The 18,719-nt window shown below is 61.8% G+C and carries 15 protein-coding genes; 11 read left to right on the forward strand and 4 right to left on the reverse strand.

The window, feature by feature from the left end; genetic code table 11:
• The first annotated feature begins 280 nt into the window (after nucleotides 1-280).
• The 4 genes from HX824_RS26520 (at nucleotide 281) to HX824_RS26535 (ending at nucleotide 7,624) form a co-directional block, all read left to right on the forward strand.
• Entirely contained in the window at nucleotides 281-1,192 is a 912-nt protein-coding gene (locus tag HX824_RS26520; RefSeq protein ID WP_008438591.1) for an SDR family oxidoreductase, read from the forward strand.
• A gap of 485 nt (nucleotides 1,193-1,677) precedes the next feature.
• Nucleotides 1,678-3,468, forward strand: a complete 1,791-nt coding sequence (locus tag HX824_RS26525; RefSeq protein WP_023659149.1) for a DUF1302 domain-containing protein — start codon at nucleotides 1,678-1,680, stop codon at nucleotides 3,466-3,468.
• A 26-nt stretch (nucleotides 3,469-3,494) separates the two neighbouring features.
• Nucleotides 3,495-4,862, forward strand: coding sequence for a DUF1329 domain-containing protein (locus tag HX824_RS26530; RefSeq protein ID WP_003212808.1), 1,368 nt, complete (start codon nucleotides 3,495-3,497; stop codon nucleotides 4,860-4,862).
• A gap of 272 nt (nucleotides 4,863-5,134) precedes the next feature.
• The gene (locus tag HX824_RS26535; protein WP_177055521.1) at nucleotides 5,135-7,624 is read left to right on the forward strand and encodes a LuxR C-terminal-related transcriptional regulator; all 2,490 of its coding nucleotides are present in this window, start codon (nucleotides 5,135-5,137) and stop codon (nucleotides 7,622-7,624) included.
• Nucleotides 7,625-7,779: 155 nt separating this feature from the next.
• Here the strand turns inward: HX824_RS26535 and HX824_RS26540 are convergent, their stop codons facing one another.
• Nucleotides 7,780-8,568, reverse strand: a complete 789-nt coding sequence (locus tag HX824_RS26540) for an IclR family transcriptional regulator (protein WP_008438587.1) — start codon at nucleotides 8,566-8,568, stop codon at nucleotides 7,780-7,782.
• A 119-nt stretch (nucleotides 8,569-8,687) separates the two neighbouring features.
• Between HX824_RS26540 and hmgA the strand changes: the two genes are divergently transcribed.
• The 4 genes from hmgA (at nucleotide 8,688) to HX824_RS26560 (ending at nucleotide 13,460) form a co-directional block, all read left to right on the forward strand.
• On the forward strand, nucleotides 8,688-9,971 hold the full coding sequence (gene hmgA, locus HX824_RS26545; protein ID WP_177046350.1) for a homogentisate 1,2-dioxygenase: 1,284 nt from the start codon (nucleotides 8,688-8,690) through the stop codon (nucleotides 9,969-9,971).
• Between the two features lie 3 nt (nucleotides 9,972-9,974).
• On the forward strand, nucleotides 9,975-11,261 hold the full coding sequence (gene fahA / locus HX824_RS26550; RefSeq protein ID WP_102368145.1) for a fumarylacetoacetase: 1,287 nt from the start codon (nucleotides 9,975-9,977) through the stop codon (nucleotides 11,259-11,261).
• A 12-nt stretch (nucleotides 11,262-11,273) separates the two neighbouring features.
• Complete coding sequence (gene maiA / locus HX824_RS26555) at nucleotides 11,274-11,909, forward strand: maleylacetoacetate isomerase (RefSeq protein ID WP_134325765.1); 636 nt, start codon at nucleotides 11,274-11,276, stop codon at nucleotides 11,907-11,909.
• Nucleotides 11,910-12,074: 165 nt separating this feature from the next.
• Nucleotides 12,075-13,460, forward strand: a complete 1,386-nt coding sequence (locus tag HX824_RS26560) for an aromatic acid/H+ symport family MFS transporter (protein WP_177055523.1) — start codon at nucleotides 12,075-12,077, stop codon at nucleotides 13,458-13,460.
• Here the strand turns inward: HX824_RS26560 and HX824_RS26565 are convergent.
• Entirely contained in the window at nucleotides 13,384-14,187 is an 804-nt protein-coding gene (locus HX824_RS26565) for a SirB1 family protein (RefSeq protein WP_003212796.1), read from the reverse strand. The two genes, HX824_RS26560 and HX824_RS26565, sit on opposite strands and share 77 nt — an antisense overlap.
• Before the next feature lie 186 nt (nucleotides 14,188-14,373).
• On the opposite strand from HX824_RS26565, the gene HX824_RS26570 reads away from it, so the two are divergent.
• Nucleotides 14,374-15,393 (forward strand): Glu/Leu/Phe/Val dehydrogenase dimerization domain-containing protein, encoded by a 1,020-nt coding sequence (locus HX824_RS26570; RefSeq protein ID WP_010176963.1) that lies wholly within the window; start codon nucleotides 14,374-14,376, stop codon nucleotides 15,391-15,393.
• A 6-nt stretch (nucleotides 15,394-15,399) separates the two neighbouring features.
• On the opposite strand, the gene HX824_RS26575 is transcribed toward HX824_RS26570, so the two are convergent.
• A complete protein-coding gene (locus tag HX824_RS26575; protein WP_177055525.1) occupies nucleotides 15,400-16,707 on the reverse strand; it encodes an acetamidase/formamidase family protein in 1,308 nt (435 codons plus the stop codon).
• A 217-nt stretch (nucleotides 16,708-16,924) separates the two neighbouring features.
• Between HX824_RS26575 and HX824_RS26580 the strand changes: the two genes are divergently transcribed.
• On the forward strand, nucleotides 16,925-17,650 hold the full coding sequence (locus HX824_RS26580) for a dienelactone hydrolase family protein (RefSeq protein ID WP_023659147.1): 726 nt from the start codon (nucleotides 16,925-16,927) through the stop codon (nucleotides 17,648-17,650).
• Between the two features lie 152 nt (nucleotides 17,651-17,802).
• Here HX824_RS26580 and HX824_RS26585 read toward each other — a convergent pair whose 3' ends face one another.
• On the reverse strand, nucleotides 17,803-18,063 hold the full coding sequence (locus HX824_RS26585) for a YebG family protein (protein WP_003212789.1): 261 nt from the start codon (nucleotides 18,061-18,063) through the stop codon (nucleotides 17,803-17,805).
• Nucleotides 18,064-18,368: 305 nt separating this feature from the next.
• On the opposite strand from HX824_RS26585, the gene HX824_RS26590 reads away from it, so the two are divergent.
• Nucleotides 18,369-18,626, forward strand: a complete 258-nt coding sequence (locus tag HX824_RS26590) for a DUF6124 family protein (protein WP_008438570.1) — start codon at nucleotides 18,369-18,371, stop codon at nucleotides 18,624-18,626.
• Nucleotides 18,627-18,719: the final 93 nt, after the last annotated feature.

The following is an 18,719-nucleotide window of genomic DNA, read 5'->3' on the forward strand; positions in this document are numbered from 1 at the left end:
CGGTCCAAAGCCGGAGTGAGGGCACACCGAGCCTAGGCGAGGTGCCGAGTGGTGGGGCAAGAGCGTTTTGCTTACTTTTGCGCTGTTCAAAAGTGAGCCGCTGTAAGAGCGGAACCATAAGCCGCCGTTACCTAAATAACGGATATGTCCCCCATCTAACCCACACCAATCATCCCCCAGCCTTATCGCGCACCATTCACCCCCAGCCGTATTTATTGTGACCCCAGGCCCCGTGCCTGACACTCAACCCATCCACCCCTAACCACCCCTGGAGTCCCCAATGAGTGAGCCTGTGCAGTTCCAAGACAAGGTCGTGATCGTCACCGGTGCCGGCGGCGGACTGGGTCGCGCCCACGCACTGCTGTTCGCCAGACACGGCGCCAAAGTCCTGGTCAACGATCTTGGCGGCTCAACCCAGGGCGAAGGCGCCAACGCCTCGGCGGCCGACCGCGTAGTGGCCGAAATCCGCGAAGCCGGCGGCATCGCCGAGGCCAACCACGACTCCGTCACCGACGGTGACAAGATCGTCCAGAACGCCCTCGACGCCTTCGGCCGCATCGACGTCGTCGTCAACAACGCCGGGATCCTGCGGGACAAAACCTTCCACAAAATGGAAGACAGCGACTGGGACCTGGTCTACCGCGTACACGTCGAAGGCGCCTACAAAGTCACTCGCGCCGCCTGGCCCCATCTGCGTGAACAAGCCTACGGCCGGGTGATCTTCACCGCCTCCACTTCCGGTATCTACGGCAACTTCGGCCAGTCCAACTACGGCATGGCCAAGCTCGGCCTGTACGGCCTGACCCGCACCCTGGCGCTGGAAGGCCGCAAGAACAACATCCTGGTCAACGCCATCGCCCCCACCGGTGGTACACGCATGACCGAAGGCCTGATCCCGCCGCAAGTCTTCGAACGCCTCAAGCCGGAATTGATCAGCCCGCTGGTGGTGTACCTGGGCAGCGAGGCGTGTCAGGAAACCTCCGGGCTGTTTGAGGTGGGCGGCGGCTGGATCGGCAAGACCCGCTGGGAGCGCAGCCTGGGGGTTGGGTTTGATCCTGAAGCCGGGTTCTCCCCGGATGATGTCGCCGCCCACTGGCAGCAAATCTGTGACTTCGACGGGGCCGCTCACCCCAAGGACAACATCGAGGCCTTGAAGGAGATGATGGCCAACCTGCAGAAGTACAGCCTGTGATCATTACGTGAAAAAGTTTTAATCAAGCGGGGCGCCATGGCGCCCCGCTTTATTTCAGGCATAAAAAAAGCCGCTGCAAAGGCAGCGGCTGAAGTAAGACGTTTGATCAAGGAGCAATAAATCAACGTCAGTGAACACCGGTAACAGATTGAAAATATTGATCAATCCATAAAAAACTGGCTGTTCTTCCAGGTTCTGGAAGCGGGCGGTTTGCCCTGAAAGCCAGGCAAGAATAGGCTTTTGTTACAAAATGAAAAATAGCGATTCGAGACAAGGACTGTTACCAAACCCGCAACAGTGGCAATAACACCTCATCCATCCTCCTGATAATCCTTCATCCATCTCGTCCATGGCCTCTCCAAGACCCCGGCCAGAGCGCCCTCTCATCCTTTCGAGCGACAACACGAATACCTCCTTGGTGCGCTTATCGCTCCTGATCGCGGGCAGTAGGGTGGGGCCTTCTGTCACACCACCGGGGAAGACGCATGACAAAAACAACAATGCGCGCCATCTTCAGGCCACAGGCGCTGGCCGCTGCGGTTGCTTTGGGTTGCTGTGCCCAGGCGCAGGCTGTTTCGTTCAACATCGGCGAGATCGAAGGGCAATTCGATTCCTCGCTGTCGGTCGGTGCCAGCTGGGGCATGCGCGATGCCGACAAGAAGCTGGTGGGCATTCCCAACGGCGGAACGGGCCAGGCTTCCACCGGCGATGATGGTCGCCTGAACTTCAAGAAGGGTGAGACCTTCTCCAAGATCTTCAAGGGCATCCACGACCTGGAACTCAAGTACGGCGACAGCGGCGTGTTCGTGCGCGGCAAGTACTGGTACGACTTCGAACTGCAGGACGAAGACCGCGAATTCAAGCAGATCAGCAATAACCACCGCGACGAAGGCGCGCGCTCTTCCGGCTACGAATTACTCGATGCATTTGTCTATCACAATTATTCCATCGGCGATTTGCCGGGCAACGTGCGCGTCGGTAAACAGGTGGTCAGTTGGGGGGAAAGTACGTTCATCGGCAACTCCATCAACAGCATCAACCCCATCGACGTTTCCGCGTTCCGCCGCCCTGGCGCCGAGATCAAGGAGGGCCTGATTCCGGTCAACATGGTGTTCGCCTCCCAAAGCCTCACCAACCAGTTGAGCGTGGAAGGTTTCTACCAGTTGAACTGGGAAAACACCGTGGTGGACAACTGCGGCACCTTCTTCGGTAACGACGTGGTGGCCCACGGCTGTAACGGCAACTACACCGTCGGCAGCCCGGCGATTGCGCCGTTGCAACCGGTGGCGGCGGCGTTTGGCCAGGGCTTCCAGGTTACGAAAGAAGGCGTAGTGGTGCAGCGTGCAAAAGACCGCGAGGCGCGCGATGGCGGCCAGTTCGGCATGGCGTTGCGCTGGCTGGGGGATGACACGGAGTACGGCCTGTACTTCATGAACTATCACAGCCGCACGCCCACCGTCGGTACCATCACCGCCAACACCAACCTGGCAACCATTGGCGCTATTGCCAACGCGGCCAACGGGATCGCCCCGGGTACCGGGGCCGGCCTGGCGCAAAGCACGATGCTCGGTCGCGGCCAGTATTACCTCGACTACCCGGAAAACATCCGCCTGTTCGGTGCCAGTTTCTCCACCACCTTGCCCACCGGCACCGCCTGGACCGGCGAAATCAGCTACCGCCCGAATGCCCCCGTACAACTCAACACCACCGACCTGACGCTGGCCCTGGTCAACCCGATTGCCGGCAACGCCGCTTCACCGATCAGCAGTTCCTTCGGTGCCGACAACGCCGGCTACCGCCGCAAGGAAATCACCCAGATCCAGAGCACCATGACCCAATTCTTCGACCAGGTACTGGGCGCCGAACGCCTGACCCTGGTGGGCGAGGCGGCCTTTGTGCACGTCGGCGGGCTGGAGGCGAAATCCAAGCTGCGTTATGGCCGTGACTCGGTCTACGGCCAGTACGGGTTCGGCGGCGACACCGATGGGTTTGTCACGGCCAACTCCTGGGGTTATCGCGCCCGGGCCATCCTCGATTACAACAACGTATTCGCCGGGGTCAACCTCAAGCCCAACGTGTCGTGGTCCCAGGACGTCAGCGGCTACGGCCCCAACGGCCTGTTCAACGAAGGCGCCAAGGCCATCAGCGTCGGCGTGGATGCGGACTACCGCAACACCTACACCGCGAGCCTGAGCTACACCGACTTTTTTGGCGGTGACTACAACACCCTCACCGACCGCGACTTCATCGCCCTCAGCTTTGGCGTGAACTTCTGATTTGGCTTAAGTAAGGACAAGAGACTATGCGCAAAATGATTCTGCAATGCGGGGTGTTGGCCCTGAGCCTGTTGGCCGCCAACGTGATGGCCGCAGTGTCGCCGGAAGAAGCGGCCAAGCTCGGCACTACCCTGACCCCGGTGGGCGCCGAGAAGGCCGGTAACGCCGATGGTTCGATCCCGGCATGGACCGGTGGTATCCCGAAAAACGCCGGGGCGGTGGACAGCAAGGGTTTCCTCGCTGACCCGTTCGCCAATGAAAAGCCGCTGTTCGTGATCACCGCCGCTACGGTCGACAAGTACAAGGACAAACTGTCCGAAGGCCAGGTGGCGATGTTCAAGCGCTACCCGCAAACCTACAAGATTCCGGTGTACCCGACCCACCGCACGGTCAACCTGCCGCCGGAGATCTACGAGTCGATCAAGCGCAGCGCGCTCAACGTACACGCGATCAACGACGGCAATGGCCTGGAAAATTTCACCGGCAACCGCTACTACGCTTTCCCGATTCCGAAAAATGGCGTGGAAGTGCTGTGGAACCACATCACCCGTTACCACGGCGGGAACCTGCGCCGCATCATCACCCAGGCCACGCCGCAGACCAACGGCAGCTACACGCCGATCCGTTTCGAGGAAGAAGTGGCCGTGCCGCAACTGATCCCGGACATGGACCCGGTCAAGGGCGCCAACGTACTGACCTTCTTCAAACAATCGGTGACCGCCCCGGCGCGCCTGGCCGGCAACGTACTGTTGGTGCATGAGACGCTCGACCAGGTGAAGGAGCCGCGCCTGGCCTGGGTCTACAACGCCGGCCAGCGCCGGGTACGCCGTGCGCCGCAAGTGGCCTACGACGGGCCGGGCACTGCGGCCGACGGCCTGCGCACCTCGGATAACTTCGACATGTTCTCCGGCGCCCCCGACCGCTACGACTGGAAGCTGGTGGGCAAGAAGGAGATGTACATTCCCTACAACAGCTACAAGCTCGACTCGCCGACCCTCAAGTACGACGACATCATCAAGGCCGGCCACATCAACCAGGATTTGACCCGCTACGAGCTGCACCGGGTCTGGGAAGTGATCGGCACGGTCAAGCCGAGCGAACGGCACATCTACGCCAAGCGCCACATGTACATCGACGAAGACAGCTGGCAGGTGGCGCTGGTGGACCACTACGACGGCCGCGGCCAGCTGTGGCGTGTTGCTGAAGGTCACGCGCAGTTCTACTACGACCATCAGGTGCCGGCCTACACCGTCGAAACCCTGTACGACATCATCGCCGGGCGCTACATCGCCCTGGGCATGAAGAACGAAGAGAAGAGCAGCTTTGTGTTCGGCTTTGCGGCCAAGGCGGCCGACTACACGCCGGCAGCATTGCGCTCGGAAGGCGTGCGCTAAAACCTGATTGAAATGCGATGAAACTGTGGGAGCGGGCTTGCTCGCGAAGGCGGTCTGTCAGTTAAAGCATCAGTGACTGATACACCGCCTTCGCGAGCAAGCCCGCTCCCACATTTACGGTGTTCCACCTTTAGAACGAGTGCCGGGTGGCCTTTTGGCTCCCGGCTTTTTTATGCCCGCCAATCAGCCTGCTGAATACTCCTCAACAACCGCCAGCCACAGGACTAGGGTAGGGCGCACGCCGCCTAATAATAAAAAACAGGGACGCAGTAATGACCGCCATGACCCGTTGTCTGGATCGTCCTGGATTCATGCCACGCTTGTCTCCCCATCATCTGTTGCGCCCGCGCCTGGCCGTGCCGCTGCTCAACGCCACGGCACGGGTGAAGTTGCTCTGCGCCCCGGCCGGCAGTGGCAAGAGTGCATTGCTCGCCGAGTGCGCGTCGCAGGCGCCTTCGCAGTGCCAGGTGTACTGGTTGCCGCTGAATGGCGTGGCCTCGGATTTGTGTCAGCGCCTGGCGCAAAGCCTTGGCCTCGACTTTGTTGATGAGCCCACGTTGCTGCTGGCCCTGAACCGCTGGCAAGCGCCGGCCTGGTTGTTTCTCGATGACTTCTGCCGCGTGCCGGCGCCTGAACTGGATGGGTTGCTTGACCGCATTCTGGCCGCCAGCAGCCCGGCCTTGACCTGGTGGATCGGCGCGCGGCGGCGGCCGGCCTGCAACTGGCCCCGGCTGTTGCTTGATGATGAACTGTGGGAATGCAGCGCTGCCGAGTTGGCGTTTGACCCCAGCGAAATCCAGCACTTGGCCGGGCCCAGCGCCGACAAGGTGTTGCAGTTCAGCGCCGGCTGGTGCGCCGGAGTGCGTATCGGACTGCTTGAAGGCGACGGGCACCCGGACAAAACCTTGCTCGACTACCTGCAACACGAGTTGTTCACGGGCCTGGCGCCGGAATTGGCTGAGGCCTGGCGCGTGCTCGCGCACCTGCCACGCTTCAACCCGAGCTTGTGTGACCACTTGTTCGGCTTTGGTGACGGTGGCGACTACCTGCGAGACTTGCAGACGCTGGGCGCCTTTATCGAGCCCTGGGAGGAGTCCACCGACTGGCTGCAAGTCTTCCCGCCACTGGCCCAACTGATGCGCGCCGAACCCTGGCCAGCCAGGCGCTCCTGGCACCGGCGCGCGTGCCAATGGTTTACCGCCGCCGAGGACTGGCAAGCAGCGTTTGAGCAAGCGTTGCAGGCCGAAGAGTACGAAGTGGCTGTAAGCCTGTTGCAGCATTTCAGTTTTGAAGACCTGTTCCGCCAGCAAAACGCGGTGCTGTTGTTGCGCCTGCATGAGCAGCATGGTGATGAATTGATGCTGGGCTCGGCGCAACTGGTGGGCTTGGTAACGGCGGCGTTGCTGTTTGCCGGGCGTTTCGACCAGGCGGCGTTGTGCATTGACCAACTGGCGCGTTTCACTCCGCAACCGACCGCGCACCTGCAGCGTTATCTGCTGGCCCGCTGGCAGGCGCAATGGGGCTGGCTGTTGCATCTGGGCGGCGAAGCCGCACGCGCCCGGGAGCATTTTCTCGAAGCCCTGCAAGACTTGCCCGAGAGCGCCTGGACGTCGCGCCTGATGTGCCTGTCGGGCCTGACCCAGCAAGCCTTGCTGCGTGGCGAGCTGGACGTGGCCCAGGCGCTGAACCGCGAGGCGTTGTGCCTGGCGCGCTCCCACGGCTCACTGCTGTTGGAGGCATTGTTGGAGCTCGATCATGCGCAGTTGCTGGAGCAGCGCGGCGCGCCGTATCGGGCCCAAAGCCTGCTGGAAAATGTGCAGCGCATGCTGGTGCAACAGCGGCTTAAAGCCGGGCCGTTGATGGGGCGGATTTGCTTGCGACGTGGGCACCTGGCGCTGCGCCAGGGCCACGACGCCGTGGCCACCGAATGCTTCGAATCCGGCCTGGGCATGTGCCTGCACAGCCAGGACAAACGCGTGCTCTACGGCTACCTGGGACTGGCGCTATTGGCCGCCAACAAGGGCGATTACGCCCAGGCGTTTATCCAGTTGCGCGACGCTGAACGCCTGATGCAGCAACGCCAGGTGCCCGACACCGTCTATCGCGCCGTATTGCTGTTGCTCAGCGGGCATTTCTGGCTGCAACAGGGTCGCGCCGAACTGACCCTGGAGGCGGTGACCCGGGTGCTGCGGCACTACCGTGGCCCCAAGGCGAAACAAGCACCGCCGGCCACCCTGGAGTTGATCCCCAGGCTTGAATATTTGCAGGTGCTGGCCGAAGTGAAATTGCATCGCGCCGAAGAGCCTGTCGCCCGCCTGAGTGCGTTACTGGAGGCCGCCCGTCAGCGGGGCATGCTGTGCCTGGAAGCGGAGTTGCACTTGGTGCTGGGGGAAGTGGCCTGGCAAGTCGGCGATCGCCCGTTGGCCGTGCGCTCGCTGGAAGCCGGATTGGAACTGGCGGGGCGTTGCCAGGTACAGCAAGCGATTCGCGAGCTGCGCCTCAGGCAACCGGGGTTGTTGAGTGCATTGGGGCTGGAACCGCAGGAATGCCCGGCGGCGGCGGGGGAAAATCCCCTGAGCCAGCGCGAGCTTGAGGTGCTGCAACTGATTGCCCAGGGCAATTCCAATCTGGAAATTGCCAGCCAATTGTTTATCTCGCTGCACACGGTAAAAACCCATGCGCGGAGGATTCACAGCAAGTTGGGGGTGGAGCGGCGCACCCAGGCGGTGGCGAAAGCCAAGACGCTGGGCTTGATGGCCTGAAGCCATGCACTATTCGTCAAACAATGACGATCAAATGTGGGAGCGGGCTTGCTCGCGAATGCGGTGTATCAGTCACTGATGCTTTAACTGACAGACTGCATTCGCGAGCAAGCCCGCTCCCACATTTTGTTCTGTTGGGTGCCTGATACTGAGCGTTACGGCTGATAACCCATGCGCCAACTCACCGCCTGGGTCGCCGCCAGCAAACGCTTCGCCGCCGGGCCGTCTTCATCGGCATGGAACAGCGACGTCGGCCCCACCACGGTCAACACCGCCGCCACTTGCCCGACCGCGTTGAACACCGGCGCCGACAACGCGTCCACACCCGGCATCAGCAAACCATGCACAAAGTGCAAGCCGCGCTGGCGGATCTGCTCACAGGTGGTCGCGTATTCCTGGTCATCCGCCAACGCATGGGCAACGCCCGCCTGAATCTCCCGCTCGCGCAACTCCACGGTTTCCCGCGACGGCAGGAACGCACTGAACACCAGCCCGGTGGACGAACTGAGCAACGGCAACACCGAGCCCAATTGCGTGACCACCGTCACCGCGCGCACCGCCGGCTCGATATGCACCACCGTCGCGCCCTGGTTACCCCAGACGGCCAGGAAGCAGGTTTCATTCAACTCATCCCGCAGTTCCGCCAGGGGCAGGGCGGCGACTTTCAGCACGTCCATGCTGCCCAGCGCGGCCAGCCCCACGCGCAAGGCTTCACGGCCCAGGCCGTAATGGTTGGTGGCGGTGTTCTGTTCGGCAAAACCCGAGGCAATCAGCGCCTGCAAATAGCGGTGGACCTTGCTCGCCGGCATTTGCACGTGCTCGGCCAGGCGCGACAACGAGGTGGCCGGCGACAGTTCAGCCAGGGCCTTGAGGATGTCGGTGCCCACTTCAGCCGAGCGGACTTTCTGTTTACCGGTGTCGCGGGGGGCGGGCGGCTTTTCCATGGAAGGCATGAATCCGAAAGACGAATGGGCGTCTTTATAGCTTGACGGTCAACAGGTATCAAATTACGTTATGCGTAACTGGATTACGATAAAAACAACTTCCGCTCAGAGGACGATCCATGACCCTCGAATACCAATCGGGTTTTGGCAATGAATTTGCCACTGAAGCCTTGCCCGGTGCATTGCCCGTCGGCCAGAACGCCCCGCAGAAAGCGCCCTACGGGCTGTACACCGAACTCTTCTCCGGCACCGCCTTCACCATGGCCCGCAGCGAAGCCCGGCGCACCTGGTTGTACCGCATCCAGCCGTCGGCCAATCACCCGGCGTTCGTCAAGCTGGAACGGCAATTGGCCGGTGGACCGCTGGGCGCTGTGACGCCCAACCGCCTGCGCTGGAACCCGCTGGATATTCCGGGTGAGCCGACAGATTTCATCGATGGCCTTGTAGGCATGGTCGCCAATTCCGGATCGGAAAAACCCTCGGGCATCAGCATCTACAACTACCGCGCCAACCGTTCGATGGACCGCGTGTTCTTCAACGCGGACGGCGAACTGTTGGTCGTTCCCGAACAGGGCCGCCTGCGCATTGCGACCGAACTGGGTGTGCTGGAAGTCGAGCCACTGGAAATCGTCGTGCTGCCCCGCGGCCTGAAATTCCGCGTCGAACTGCTGGATGCCCAGGCCCGCGGTTACGTCGCCGAGAACCATGGCGCGCCACTGCGCCTGCCGGACCTTGGTCCTATCGGCAGCAACGGCCTGGCCAACCCACGGGATTTCCTCACGCCGGTCGCCCATTACGAAGACCTCAAGCAACCGACCACGCTGGTGCAGAAATTCCTCGGTGAACTGTGGGGCTGCCAGCTCGACCATTCGCCGCTGAACGTGGTGGCGTGGCACGGCAACAACGTGCCGTACAAATACGACCTGCGTCGTTTCAACACCATCGGCACCGTGAGCTTCGATCACCCGGACCCGTCGATCTTCACCGTATTGACCTCGCCCACCAGCGTGCACGGCCTGGCCAACCTCGACTTCGTGATCTTCCCGCCCCGCTGGATGGTCGCCGAAAACACCTTCCGGCCACCGTGGTTCCACCGCAACCTGATGAACGAATACATGGGCCTGATCCAGGGTGCCTATGACGCCAAGGCTGAAGGCTTCGTGCCCGGCGGTGCGTCGTTGCACAGCTGCATGAGCGCCCACGGCCCGGATGGCGAGACTTGCACCAAAGCCATCAACGCGACGCTTGAGCCCCACAAGATTGATAACACCATGGCGTTCATGTTCGAGACCAGCCAAGTGCTGCGTCCTACACAGTTCGCGCTGGAATGCCCGCAACTGCAACCTTCCTACGACGCTTGCTGGGCCTCGCTCCCTGCAACCTTCAACCCGAATCGGAGATAACCCATGACTCAGCCTAATCTCACCCGCAGTTGGGTGGTTTCCGCCAACGGTCACCGGGATTTCCCGCTGCAAAACCTGCCGTTGGGGGTGTTCAGCGTTAATGGCTCGGCACCGCGCAGTGGCGTGGCGATTGGCGAGCAGATTCTTGATCTGCACGCCGCGCTGGAATGCTTTGAAGGCGAAGCCCGCCGGGCCGTTGAAGCCACCGCTGGCGGCCAATTGAACGCGTTTTTCGAACTCGGCCGTGGCCCGCGCGTGGCCTTGCGTGAACGCCTGCTGGAACTGTTGGCCGAAGGCAGCGACCAGCAAGGCAAACTGCAAGCTGCGCTGCACCCGGCTGCCGATTGCCAGATGCACCTGCCGGCCAGGATCAACGACTACACCGACTTCTACGTGGGCATCGAGCACGCGCAAAACGTCGGCAAGCTGTTCCGCCCGGACAACCCGCTGCTGCCCAACTACAAGTATGTGCCGATCGGCTACCACGGCCGCGCGTCGACGATTCGCCCGTCGGGCACCGAGGTCCGCCGCCCGAAAGGCCAGACCCTGCCAGCCGGCCAGACCGAGCCGACCTTCGGCCCCTGCGCACGCCTGGACTACGAGCTGGAGCTGGGCATCTGGATCGGCCAGGGCAATGCCATGGGCGACTCGATTGCCATCGGCGACGCGGCTGATCACATCGCCGGTTTCTGCCTGCTCAACGACTGGTCGGCGCGGGATATCCAGGCCTGGGAATACCAGCCGCTGGGCCCGTTCCTGTCGAAGAGTTTCATCACCAGCATTTCGCCATGGGTGGTGACGGCTGAAGCCCTGGAACCGTTCCGCAAGGCACAGCCGGCGCGCCCTGAAGGCGACCCGCAACCACTGCCATACTTGCTGGACAAGCGCGACCAGGCTGCCGGTGGTTTTGATATCGAACTGGAAGTGCTGCTGACCACCGCCTCGATGCGTGAGCAGAACCTGCCGGCCCATCGCTTGACCCTGAGCAACACCCAACACATGTACTGGACCGTCGCGCAGATGGTTGCGCACCACAGCGTCAACGGCTGCCAGTTGCAGGCGGGTGACCTGTTCGGTTCGGGCACCTTGTCGGGGCCGGAAGCCGGGCAATTCGGCAGCCTGCTGGAAATCACCGAGGGCGGTAAAAAGCCGATCGAACTGGCCTCCGGCGAGGTGCGGAAATTCCTTGAAGATGGCGACGAAATCATCCTGCGTGCCCGCTGCACCCGCGACGGTTTTGCCTCCATCGGCTTCGGCGAATGCCGGGGTACCGTGGTCGCGGCGCGCTGAGAGGGCAGGGCCATGGAACTCTATACCTACTACCGCTCCACTTCGTCCTACCGGGTGCGGATCGCGCTGGCCCTCAAGGGCCTGGACTTCACCGCCGTGCCGGTCAACCTGCTGGTGCCCAAGGGCGGCGCCAACCATCAGCCGGAGTACCTGGCGATCAACCCGCAAGGTCGCGTGCCGGCCTTGCGCACCGATGAGGGTGATGTGTTGATTCAGTCGCCGGCGATCATCGAGTACCTGGAGGAACGTTATCCACAGGTGCCGTTGCTCTCCACGGATCTGGCAACCCGCGCCCATGAGCGCGCGGTGGCGTCGGTCATCGGTTGCGACATCCACCCGCTGCACAACTCCAGTACCCAGAATCTGCTCAAGCAATGGGGGCACGATGAAGCGCAGGTGCTGGAGTGGATCGGGCACTGGATCAGCCAGGGCCTGGCGGCGGTGGAGCAGTTGATTGGTGATCAGGGTTATTGCTTTGGCGAGCAGCCGGGGATGGCGGATACGTTCTTGATTCCACAGTTGTATGCGGCCGAGCGGTTCAAGGTGTCGCTGGCGGCGTACCCGCGCATTCAGCGGGTGGCGGGGTTGGCGGCGCAGCATCCGGCGTTCATGGCGGCTCATCCCGCCAACCAACCGGATACCCCATAAATCTCCAGGCTCACACCGGCCAAATGTGGGAGCGGGCTTGCTCGCGAATACGGTGTATCAGTCAGCAGATGTATTGACTGGCATACCGCTTTCGCGAGCAAGCCCGCTCCCACATGTGATCTTCAGCGTGTCCAAAATATATAAAAACAATACAGGTCCCTTGCGATGCACAATCAGATTGCCAGCTTTCGTGCGGCACTCGACGCCCGTCCGGTGTCGCGCTATCAGTGGTTGATTCTCCTGTTGCTGGCACTGTTGCTGGTCACCGATGGCTACGACGCCCAGGTCCTGGGCTACGTAGTACCGGCGCTGGCCAGGGACTGGGGCCTGGAAAAAGCCGCGTTCGGCCCGGTGTTCAGCGCCAACCTGCTGGGGCTGACGCTGGGTTCCCTGGCCGTCACGCCGCTGGCGGATCGCTTCGGGGTGCGGCGCATCCTGCTGTGCTGTGTGTTGATCTACGCCAGCCTCACGGTGCTGATGGTGTTCGCCAACTCTCTCAATACCTTGATGGCCGCCCGCTTTATCTGCGGCATCGGCATGGGCGGTGCAATGCCCAGCGCCATGGCCTTGATGTCGGAATACTCACCACCCCGCCTGCGAACATTGATGGTGACGCTCGCCGCCTGTGGCTTCTCTTTCGGCGGTGCGGCCGGTGGTTTTGTCGCGGCCGGGTTTATCGACAGCTTCGGCTGGCAGGCGGTGTTCCTCGCCGGTGGTGTGACGCCATTGCTGTTGTTTCCGTTTCTTGCCTGGATGTTGCCCGAATCCCTGCCACGCCTGCTGCGTGATGCGCCGCCGTATGCGCGCCTGCAAAAAGTCACCGCGCGAATGCTGCCAGGCTGGCAACCGCCGCCAGCGAGCGAGGCTGAAAACCGCCAGGAGCAAGGCAGCAAACTGACGGTGGTGGAGCTGTTCCGCCATGGCTACGCGCGCCCGACATTACTGCTGTGGGCGACGTTCTTTGTCAGCCTGATCCTGCTGTATTTCATGATCAGCTGGCTGCCTTCGCTGTTGCTGGAAAGCGGTTTGGGCCTGAACGAAGCCAATCTGGTGACCTCGATGTTCCTGTTCGCCGGGACCTTGGGCGCCATCGGCATGGCCTGGTTTGCCGACCGGCTCAAAAGCAAAGTGCGCCTACTGTCCGGCGTGCTGGCAGCGGCTGCGGTGTGCACCATCCTGCTGGGGCTGAATCACGACAATCCGCGGTATCTGGTGGCCTGCGTGTTTGCGGCGGGCTTCTGCATCATCGGCGGTCAACTGACCCTGAACGCGTTCGCCAGTAACTTCTACCCGGCTCACGTGCGGGCCACCGGTACCGGCTGGGCGCTGGGTGTCGGGCGGTTCGGGTCGATCCTGGGGCCGCTGTTCGGCAGCCTGCTGCTGGCGATGCACATACCGGTGCAGCAGATTTTCTTCTTCTGCGCGATTCCGGCGGTGATAGCGGCGTTGTTGATTATCCAGGTGCGCTCGCCAGTCAATGCACCACAGAGTTCGGCGGCAAATGGCCCAGCCGTTCGGTCAGGCGTAGACGCTGGATCGGGTCTTCGCTGAGCATCAATGCGTGTTCCAGGTCAAAACGCTCGGCGTTCGGGCAATCCAGGCGCTGATACAAACTGGCCCGGGCCAGGTAATCGGCGGCGCTGGCATTGCCCAGCTCCAGCACGCGTTCGGCATCCACCAGAGCGGCCAGGTGGTCGTCGTTGGACAGGTGCAACTGGCGCAGATTACGCGACAGCCGTTGCAGGATCGATCGCGGCTCGGCGGTGTGCAGGTGGTCGGCCTGCAACTTGAGATTGGGCCCGTACTGGCGGGTCAGCAGGTCGCGGCAATCGTTGGGGTACAGGCGTCGGCCGCCGCAGGGGTCGAGCAGGTGATCGGCGCCCGGCACCCGCAACAGGAAGTGCCCCGGGAAGTTGACGCCCACCAGCGGAATGTCCAGGCGCCGCGCCAGCTCCAGGGCAATCAGCCCGAGAGCCAGCGGCTGCCCGCGTTTACGCTTCAACACCTTGTCCAGCAGCGCGGCGGCGGGGCGCAGCGGGGTGTGGTCATCCTGGGCGAACCCCAGGTCGTTCATGCGCCGCAGCAACGGTTGTCCGAGTTCATCCGCCGGCAGCATCGGCATGCTGAGGCTGACCAATTGCTGCAATACCTTGAAGTCCTGCAGGATGGCCAAGGGGTCCACCGCCGGGTCGTGCTCGGCCGCCATCCACAGCGCGGCTTCAAACAGCGCGGGCGGTGAGCGTTCCAGGCAGGCAAAAAAGGCGTCGCGGGGCTTCATTGGGTTCTCCGGCGGATGTCTCGTTTTAGCCTTGCTGTGAACTTTCGTCCAGTGCCTTAAGACAGGTCCTACCTGTTTATGTCGCAAACCCTTTAAAACCGGTGGTCTTATTCCTGCGCGCTTCAGCAGGGTTTCGCTGGCAGTCCTATACTTGGCGCCTACCAGAAGTGATTCGGGAGCTTGACGATGTTTGCGCTCATGCACAGCACCCGCCTTGAATCGCTGCACCTGAGCGTTGACCCGGCCACCGGGTTGAAGGCGGTCATTGCCATCCACAACAGCCGCCTGGGTCCCGCCCTTGGAGGCTGCCGCTACCTCTCTTACCCCGACGATGAAAGTGCCGTGGCGGATGCCGCGCGCCTGGCCCAGGGCATGAGCTACAAGGCCGCGCTGGCCGGTTTGCCGGTGGGTGGCGGCAACGCGGTGATCATCCGCCCCGCCCATGTGGAAAGCCGCGCGGCATTGTTTGAAGCCTTCGGCCGCTGCATCGAGCAGCTGGATGGCCGCTACATCACCGCCATCGACAGCGGCACCTCGGTGGCCGACATGGATTGCATCGCCCAGCAGACCCGCTATGTCACCAGCACCACGGCGGCCGGCGATCCCTCGCCCCACGCGGCGATGGGCGTGTTCGCCGGCATCCGCACCACCGCGATGGCTCGCCTGGGCAGCGATAACCTGGAAGGTCTGCGCGTGGCGATCCAGGGCCTGGGCAACGTCGGTTATGCCCTCGCCGAGCAGCTGCACGCCGCCGGGGCTGAATTGCTGGTGAGCGACATCGACCACGGCAAGGTGCAACTGGCCATGGAACAACTGGGTGCGCACCCGATTGCCAACGAAGCCTTGCTCAGCACCCCATGCGATATCCTTGCGCCCTGTGGTGTGGGCGCGGTGTTCAACCGCTACACGGTCGCGCAGTTGCGATGCGCAGCGGTGGCCGGCTCCGCCAGTGCGCAACTGACCAACCTGCAAGTGGCCGATCAGTTGGAAGGGCGTGGGATTCTTTACGCGCCGGACTACGTGATCAACTCCGGTGGGCTGATCTACGTGGCCCTCAAGCACGGCGGCGCGGAGCTGGAAACCATCACCGCGCACCTGTCGAACATCGGCACACGCCTGACCGAGATCTTCGCCCATGCCCAGGCTGAAAAACGCTCACCCGCGCGGGTAGCGGATGAGCTGGCGGAGCGCTTGCTGTACCGCTGAGGCGGGTCAAAGCTGATATTTCTCCCGGGCCAGTTGGCCCACGCCCATACGATCAAGGATGTGCATCGGGCACAGGATCGTGACCCGCACGGTTCCCGGCAGGCGGCTGATTTCAATCGAGCCGTTGATGGTCGCGCGGTTGCGCACTTCGTCGAGCGGCAGCCCGGTCACGGCGGCTGCGCGTTCCAGTCCGTTGTCTGTCGCGACGTTGAGATTGGTCCCACTGCCGATGAAGGTGATGGGCGCGTTCTCCTCGATCTCCACCTTGCCCCAGCGCTCCCCCAGTGCCTTCACCCGCAGGCGTTGCTCCGCGGTCATCGGGCGCGCCATGGGCGGCAGGTCATCGAGGTTTTGCAGCAGGATCGGCCCGTCCAGGCTCAGGCCCTTGATCACCTGCACCGTCAGTTCGGTTTCCCCCGACACATCGGTGGCATGCCCGGCAATTTCGCCATTGCCCTGTTGAGCATGCATATCGCCCATGTACACCCCGGCGCCGGGGACCTTCACCGGGCAGATCAGGATGCAGCCTTCGCGCACGGAATTGGTGTCCATGTGGCCATCGGTTTTCGCGGCGTGCAGTTCATCGTGGGTCATGCTGTAGCGATGGGGCGCGCCCACCAGGTACTGGCCGAAGTCGCCGCAGTTGTGGGAATCCGGCAGATCCCGTGAAGGCGTGGTGCCGATGTTGCCCAGGAATGGGCGCATATGCGCGGCCAGGCCCGGGATATCGGCGCGGGCCAGGGACAGGATCGAGTGCTGGGCAGACAGTTCGGGCAGCGCCGACATGTCCGATGCCTTGCCGGCCAGGCGATCCGCCACGGCCTGGTTGACCGTCAGGCTCACCTGATGCTCGGCATCCAGAACGATCACGTAACCATTGCTGAAACGAAACGCACTGACCTCGGCGCCACAGGCATCGCAACGAATGGCGTCATCGCCAATGCCTTCGACGTGGCTGGCGGGATGCTCTTGCCCGCAGTTGGAGCAGAACTTCGCGACGAACGGGTCGCCGTGGTAACGCCCTTCGACAAAACTCATGACCCCCGAGGACGTGGCCAGGGAGGTGACGCGCATGCGCTTGATCTTCAGCGCCACCGCGTCGCCGATGTCGGCGCCGGCGATGAACACGGGCTGGGTCACTTCATGGCCACCCTCAAAGGCCGGCGTGATCATCGGGCCCCAGCAACCGGGCGGGGTGCCGGTGATCAAGGTGCCACCGTCGGCCAGCGGGCCGAGCATTTTCTGGCTGGGGCCGAGCAGCCCATTGGTGTAGGAGGTGACGGTGAGACGGTCGACAGAAGGGAGGTTATTCATTTTATTTTCCGGGCCCTGGGTGATTGAATGTTGAACAGGCTTCATCACTTAAGCGCCGATGTGTATCTGTCGTGTGTCGGGCTGCCGCGATTGCCGGTACGTGTGTATCTCAGGGGCATCCATACACACTCTGATACACCCGCAGTGGCGGACACGTGCAAATACAGATATCTCTGTTGCAGGCTTATTTTTTCAAACCCATCAGAACGAGGTTGGCATGTCCAAACAAACAGCAGGGCGCTCCAGTGGGCGCATGATTACCTTCAAACGTCCGGATGGCGCTGACGTCAACGGCTACCTGGCCAGCCCGGCCGTACTCGAAGGCGCGCCGGCGATCGTGGTGATCCAGGAATGGTGGGGCGTAAACGATCAGATCAAGGGCGTGGCCAATCGACTGGCCGAATGCGGTTACCGCGTGTTGGTGCCGGACCTTTATCGCGGCGCGTCGACCGTGGAAGAGGAAGAGGCTCACCACCTGATGGATGGGCTGGATTTTGGTGACGCGGTTTCCCAGGACATCAAGGGCGCCGTGCAGTACTTGCAGGCGGATTCGAAAAAAGTTGGTGTGACCGGTTACTGCATGGGCGGGGCGTTGACGTTGCTGGCGTTGAACGCGATTCCGGAAGTCGCTGCGGGCGTGGTGTGGTACGGCTTCCCGCCGCTGGAGTATCTGGATGCTTCGAAGATCAAGGCGCCGCTGATCGGGCATTGGGGCACGCAGGATGCCTTCTTCAATATCGACACCGTGGCGGAGCTGGAGGCAAAACTGCATGCTGCGGGTGTGGACGCGACTTTCCATCGCTACCTGGCGCGCCATGCGTTTGCCAACGAGACGGCGATTGGTGATGGTCGGATTGCAGACACGCAATACGATGCCGCCTGGTCGCAACTGGCGTGGGACCGCACGTTGACGTTCTTCGGCAAGACCTTGTGGCAGGCATGACACATGTGAAAGGCATCAACGCATAACCTGTGGCGAGGGAGCTTGCTCCCGCTGGAGTGCGCAGCGCTCCCAAGCTTTTGGGTCTGCTGCGCAGCCCAGCGGGAGCAAGCTCCCTCGCCACAGCAAGCCCTTTCGCCACTACTGGCAATGCATCACTCAGCCGCTGGCTGCCCAATCTCCGCCAATGCACTCGCATTGTTCTTGAACGCCGCCGCAAACGCCGCGCGGTTCTTGGCCATGAAAATACCGGCATCTTCTGCCTGCTTCTCGCTCAAGCCTTCGACGTTTTTCAACAGCACTTCCATCAGGGACTCTGCCAGCTCAAGCATCTGGTCGTGTGCGTCGGCAAGTTTGCGATCCACGAATGTAGTCTCCAGGTCACGGGTACTGCGATACAGGGTTTCAACAGCCATTTTTCGGCCTCGTCATCGGTGCAGTATTGAAGGGAGTTGCCCTTGGTTCGAATGTCGCCAAGCGTTCTCGCGACTACTGTATTTATATACAGCTAAAAGCATAAGCCAATCCATGGGCTTTGGGTAGTGGCTTTTCAATGTAGCTGGCAAATGCTGGTTTGCCCTATCGGAAACTTCTCACAGGTTGGTGGGGTTGCAGGAGCGTCATTCAGTGGCTTACCTTCTCCGGGCTTCGCTTATGCGGTACACGAGTTTGGCGGCTCGAATTTAAGGAGCAAACATCTTGTAAATCCAAGGAATGCACCATGGTAAAAATGACTGCCTGTTTTTCTGAATCGCCTATAAAGCCGCCTACCGCGCTTTTCGCTGTGACCCCAAATACTGACACTGAAACATTACTCGCCAATGCCAGCGAAACCTTGAACAGTGCCCGTGAAATGGCCAGTAGCCTGGCTTTTGAGCTTGAAGGACCACAGCGAAGTTTGCTTCTGGCGATCCATCAACTGCTGGAAATGAGTGGTTTATTGGTCGATCAAGCGTTGGATCAAGTCGCCCCGACCTGACCTAAATCACCCGGTCACCTAGATGGATCGTTCCCACGCGGAGCGTGGGAACGATCATCAAGCAGCAAGATAAGTGCCTCATATCACCCCGCC

The organism is Pseudomonas sp. D4002 (assembly GCF_013385665.1).
Taxonomy (GTDB): Bacteria; Pseudomonadota; Gammaproteobacteria; order Pseudomonadales; family Pseudomonadaceae; genus Aquipseudomonas.

Bases quoted from the DNA above. Each gene is read 5' to 3' on its own strand.
- HX824_RS26570 (WP_010176963.1), top strand. From the start codon at position 14,374: ATGTTTGCGCTCATGCACAGCACCCGCCTTGAATCGCTGCACCTGAGC.
- HX824_RS26590 (WP_008438570.1), top strand. From the start codon at position 18,369: ATGGTAAAAATGACTGCCTGTTTTTCTGAATCGCCTATAAAGCCGCCT.
- HX824_RS26560 (WP_177055523.1), top strand. From the start codon at position 12,075: ATGCACAATCAGATTGCCAGCTTTCGTGCGGCACTCGACGCCCGTCCG.
- HX824_RS26525 (WP_023659149.1), top strand. From the start codon at position 1,678: ATGACAAAAACAACAATGCGCGCCATCTTCAGGCCACAGGCGCTGGCC.
- HX824_RS26530 (WP_003212808.1), top strand. From the start codon at position 3,495: ATGCGCAAAATGATTCTGCAATGCGGGGTGTTGGCCCTGAGCCTGTTG.
- HX824_RS26585 (WP_003212789.1), bottom strand. From the start codon at position 18,063: ATGGCTGTTGAAACCCTGTATCGCAGTACCCGTGACCTGGAGACTACA.
- HX824_RS26540 (WP_008438587.1), bottom strand. From the start codon at position 8,568: ATGGAAAAGCCGCCCGCCCCCCGCGACACCGGTAAACAGAAAGTCCGC.
- hmgA (WP_177046350.1), top strand. From the start codon at position 8,688: ATGACCCTCGAATACCAATCGGGTTTTGGCAATGAATTTGCCACTGAA.
- HX824_RS26580 (WP_023659147.1), top strand. From the start codon at position 16,925: ATGTCCAAACAAACAGCAGGGCGCTCCAGTGGGCGCATGATTACCTTC.
- fahA (WP_102368145.1), top strand. From the start codon at position 9,975: ATGACTCAGCCTAATCTCACCCGCAGTTGGGTGGTTTCCGCCAACGGT.
- HX824_RS26520 (WP_008438591.1), top strand. From the start codon at position 281: ATGAGTGAGCCTGTGCAGTTCCAAGACAAGGTCGTGATCGTCACCGGT.
- maiA (WP_134325765.1), top strand. From the start codon at position 11,274: ATGGAACTCTATACCTACTACCGCTCCACTTCGTCCTACCGGGTGCGG.
- HX824_RS26535 (WP_177055521.1), top strand. From the start codon at position 5,135: ATGACCGCCATGACCCGTTGTCTGGATCGTCCTGGATTCATGCCACGC.
- HX824_RS26575 (WP_177055525.1), bottom strand. From the start codon at position 16,707: ATGAATAACCTCCCTTCTGTCGACCGTCTCACCGTCACCTCCTACACC.
- HX824_RS26565 (WP_003212796.1), bottom strand. From the start codon at position 14,187: ATGAAGCCCCGCGACGCCTTTTTTGCCTGCCTGGAACGCTCACCGCCC.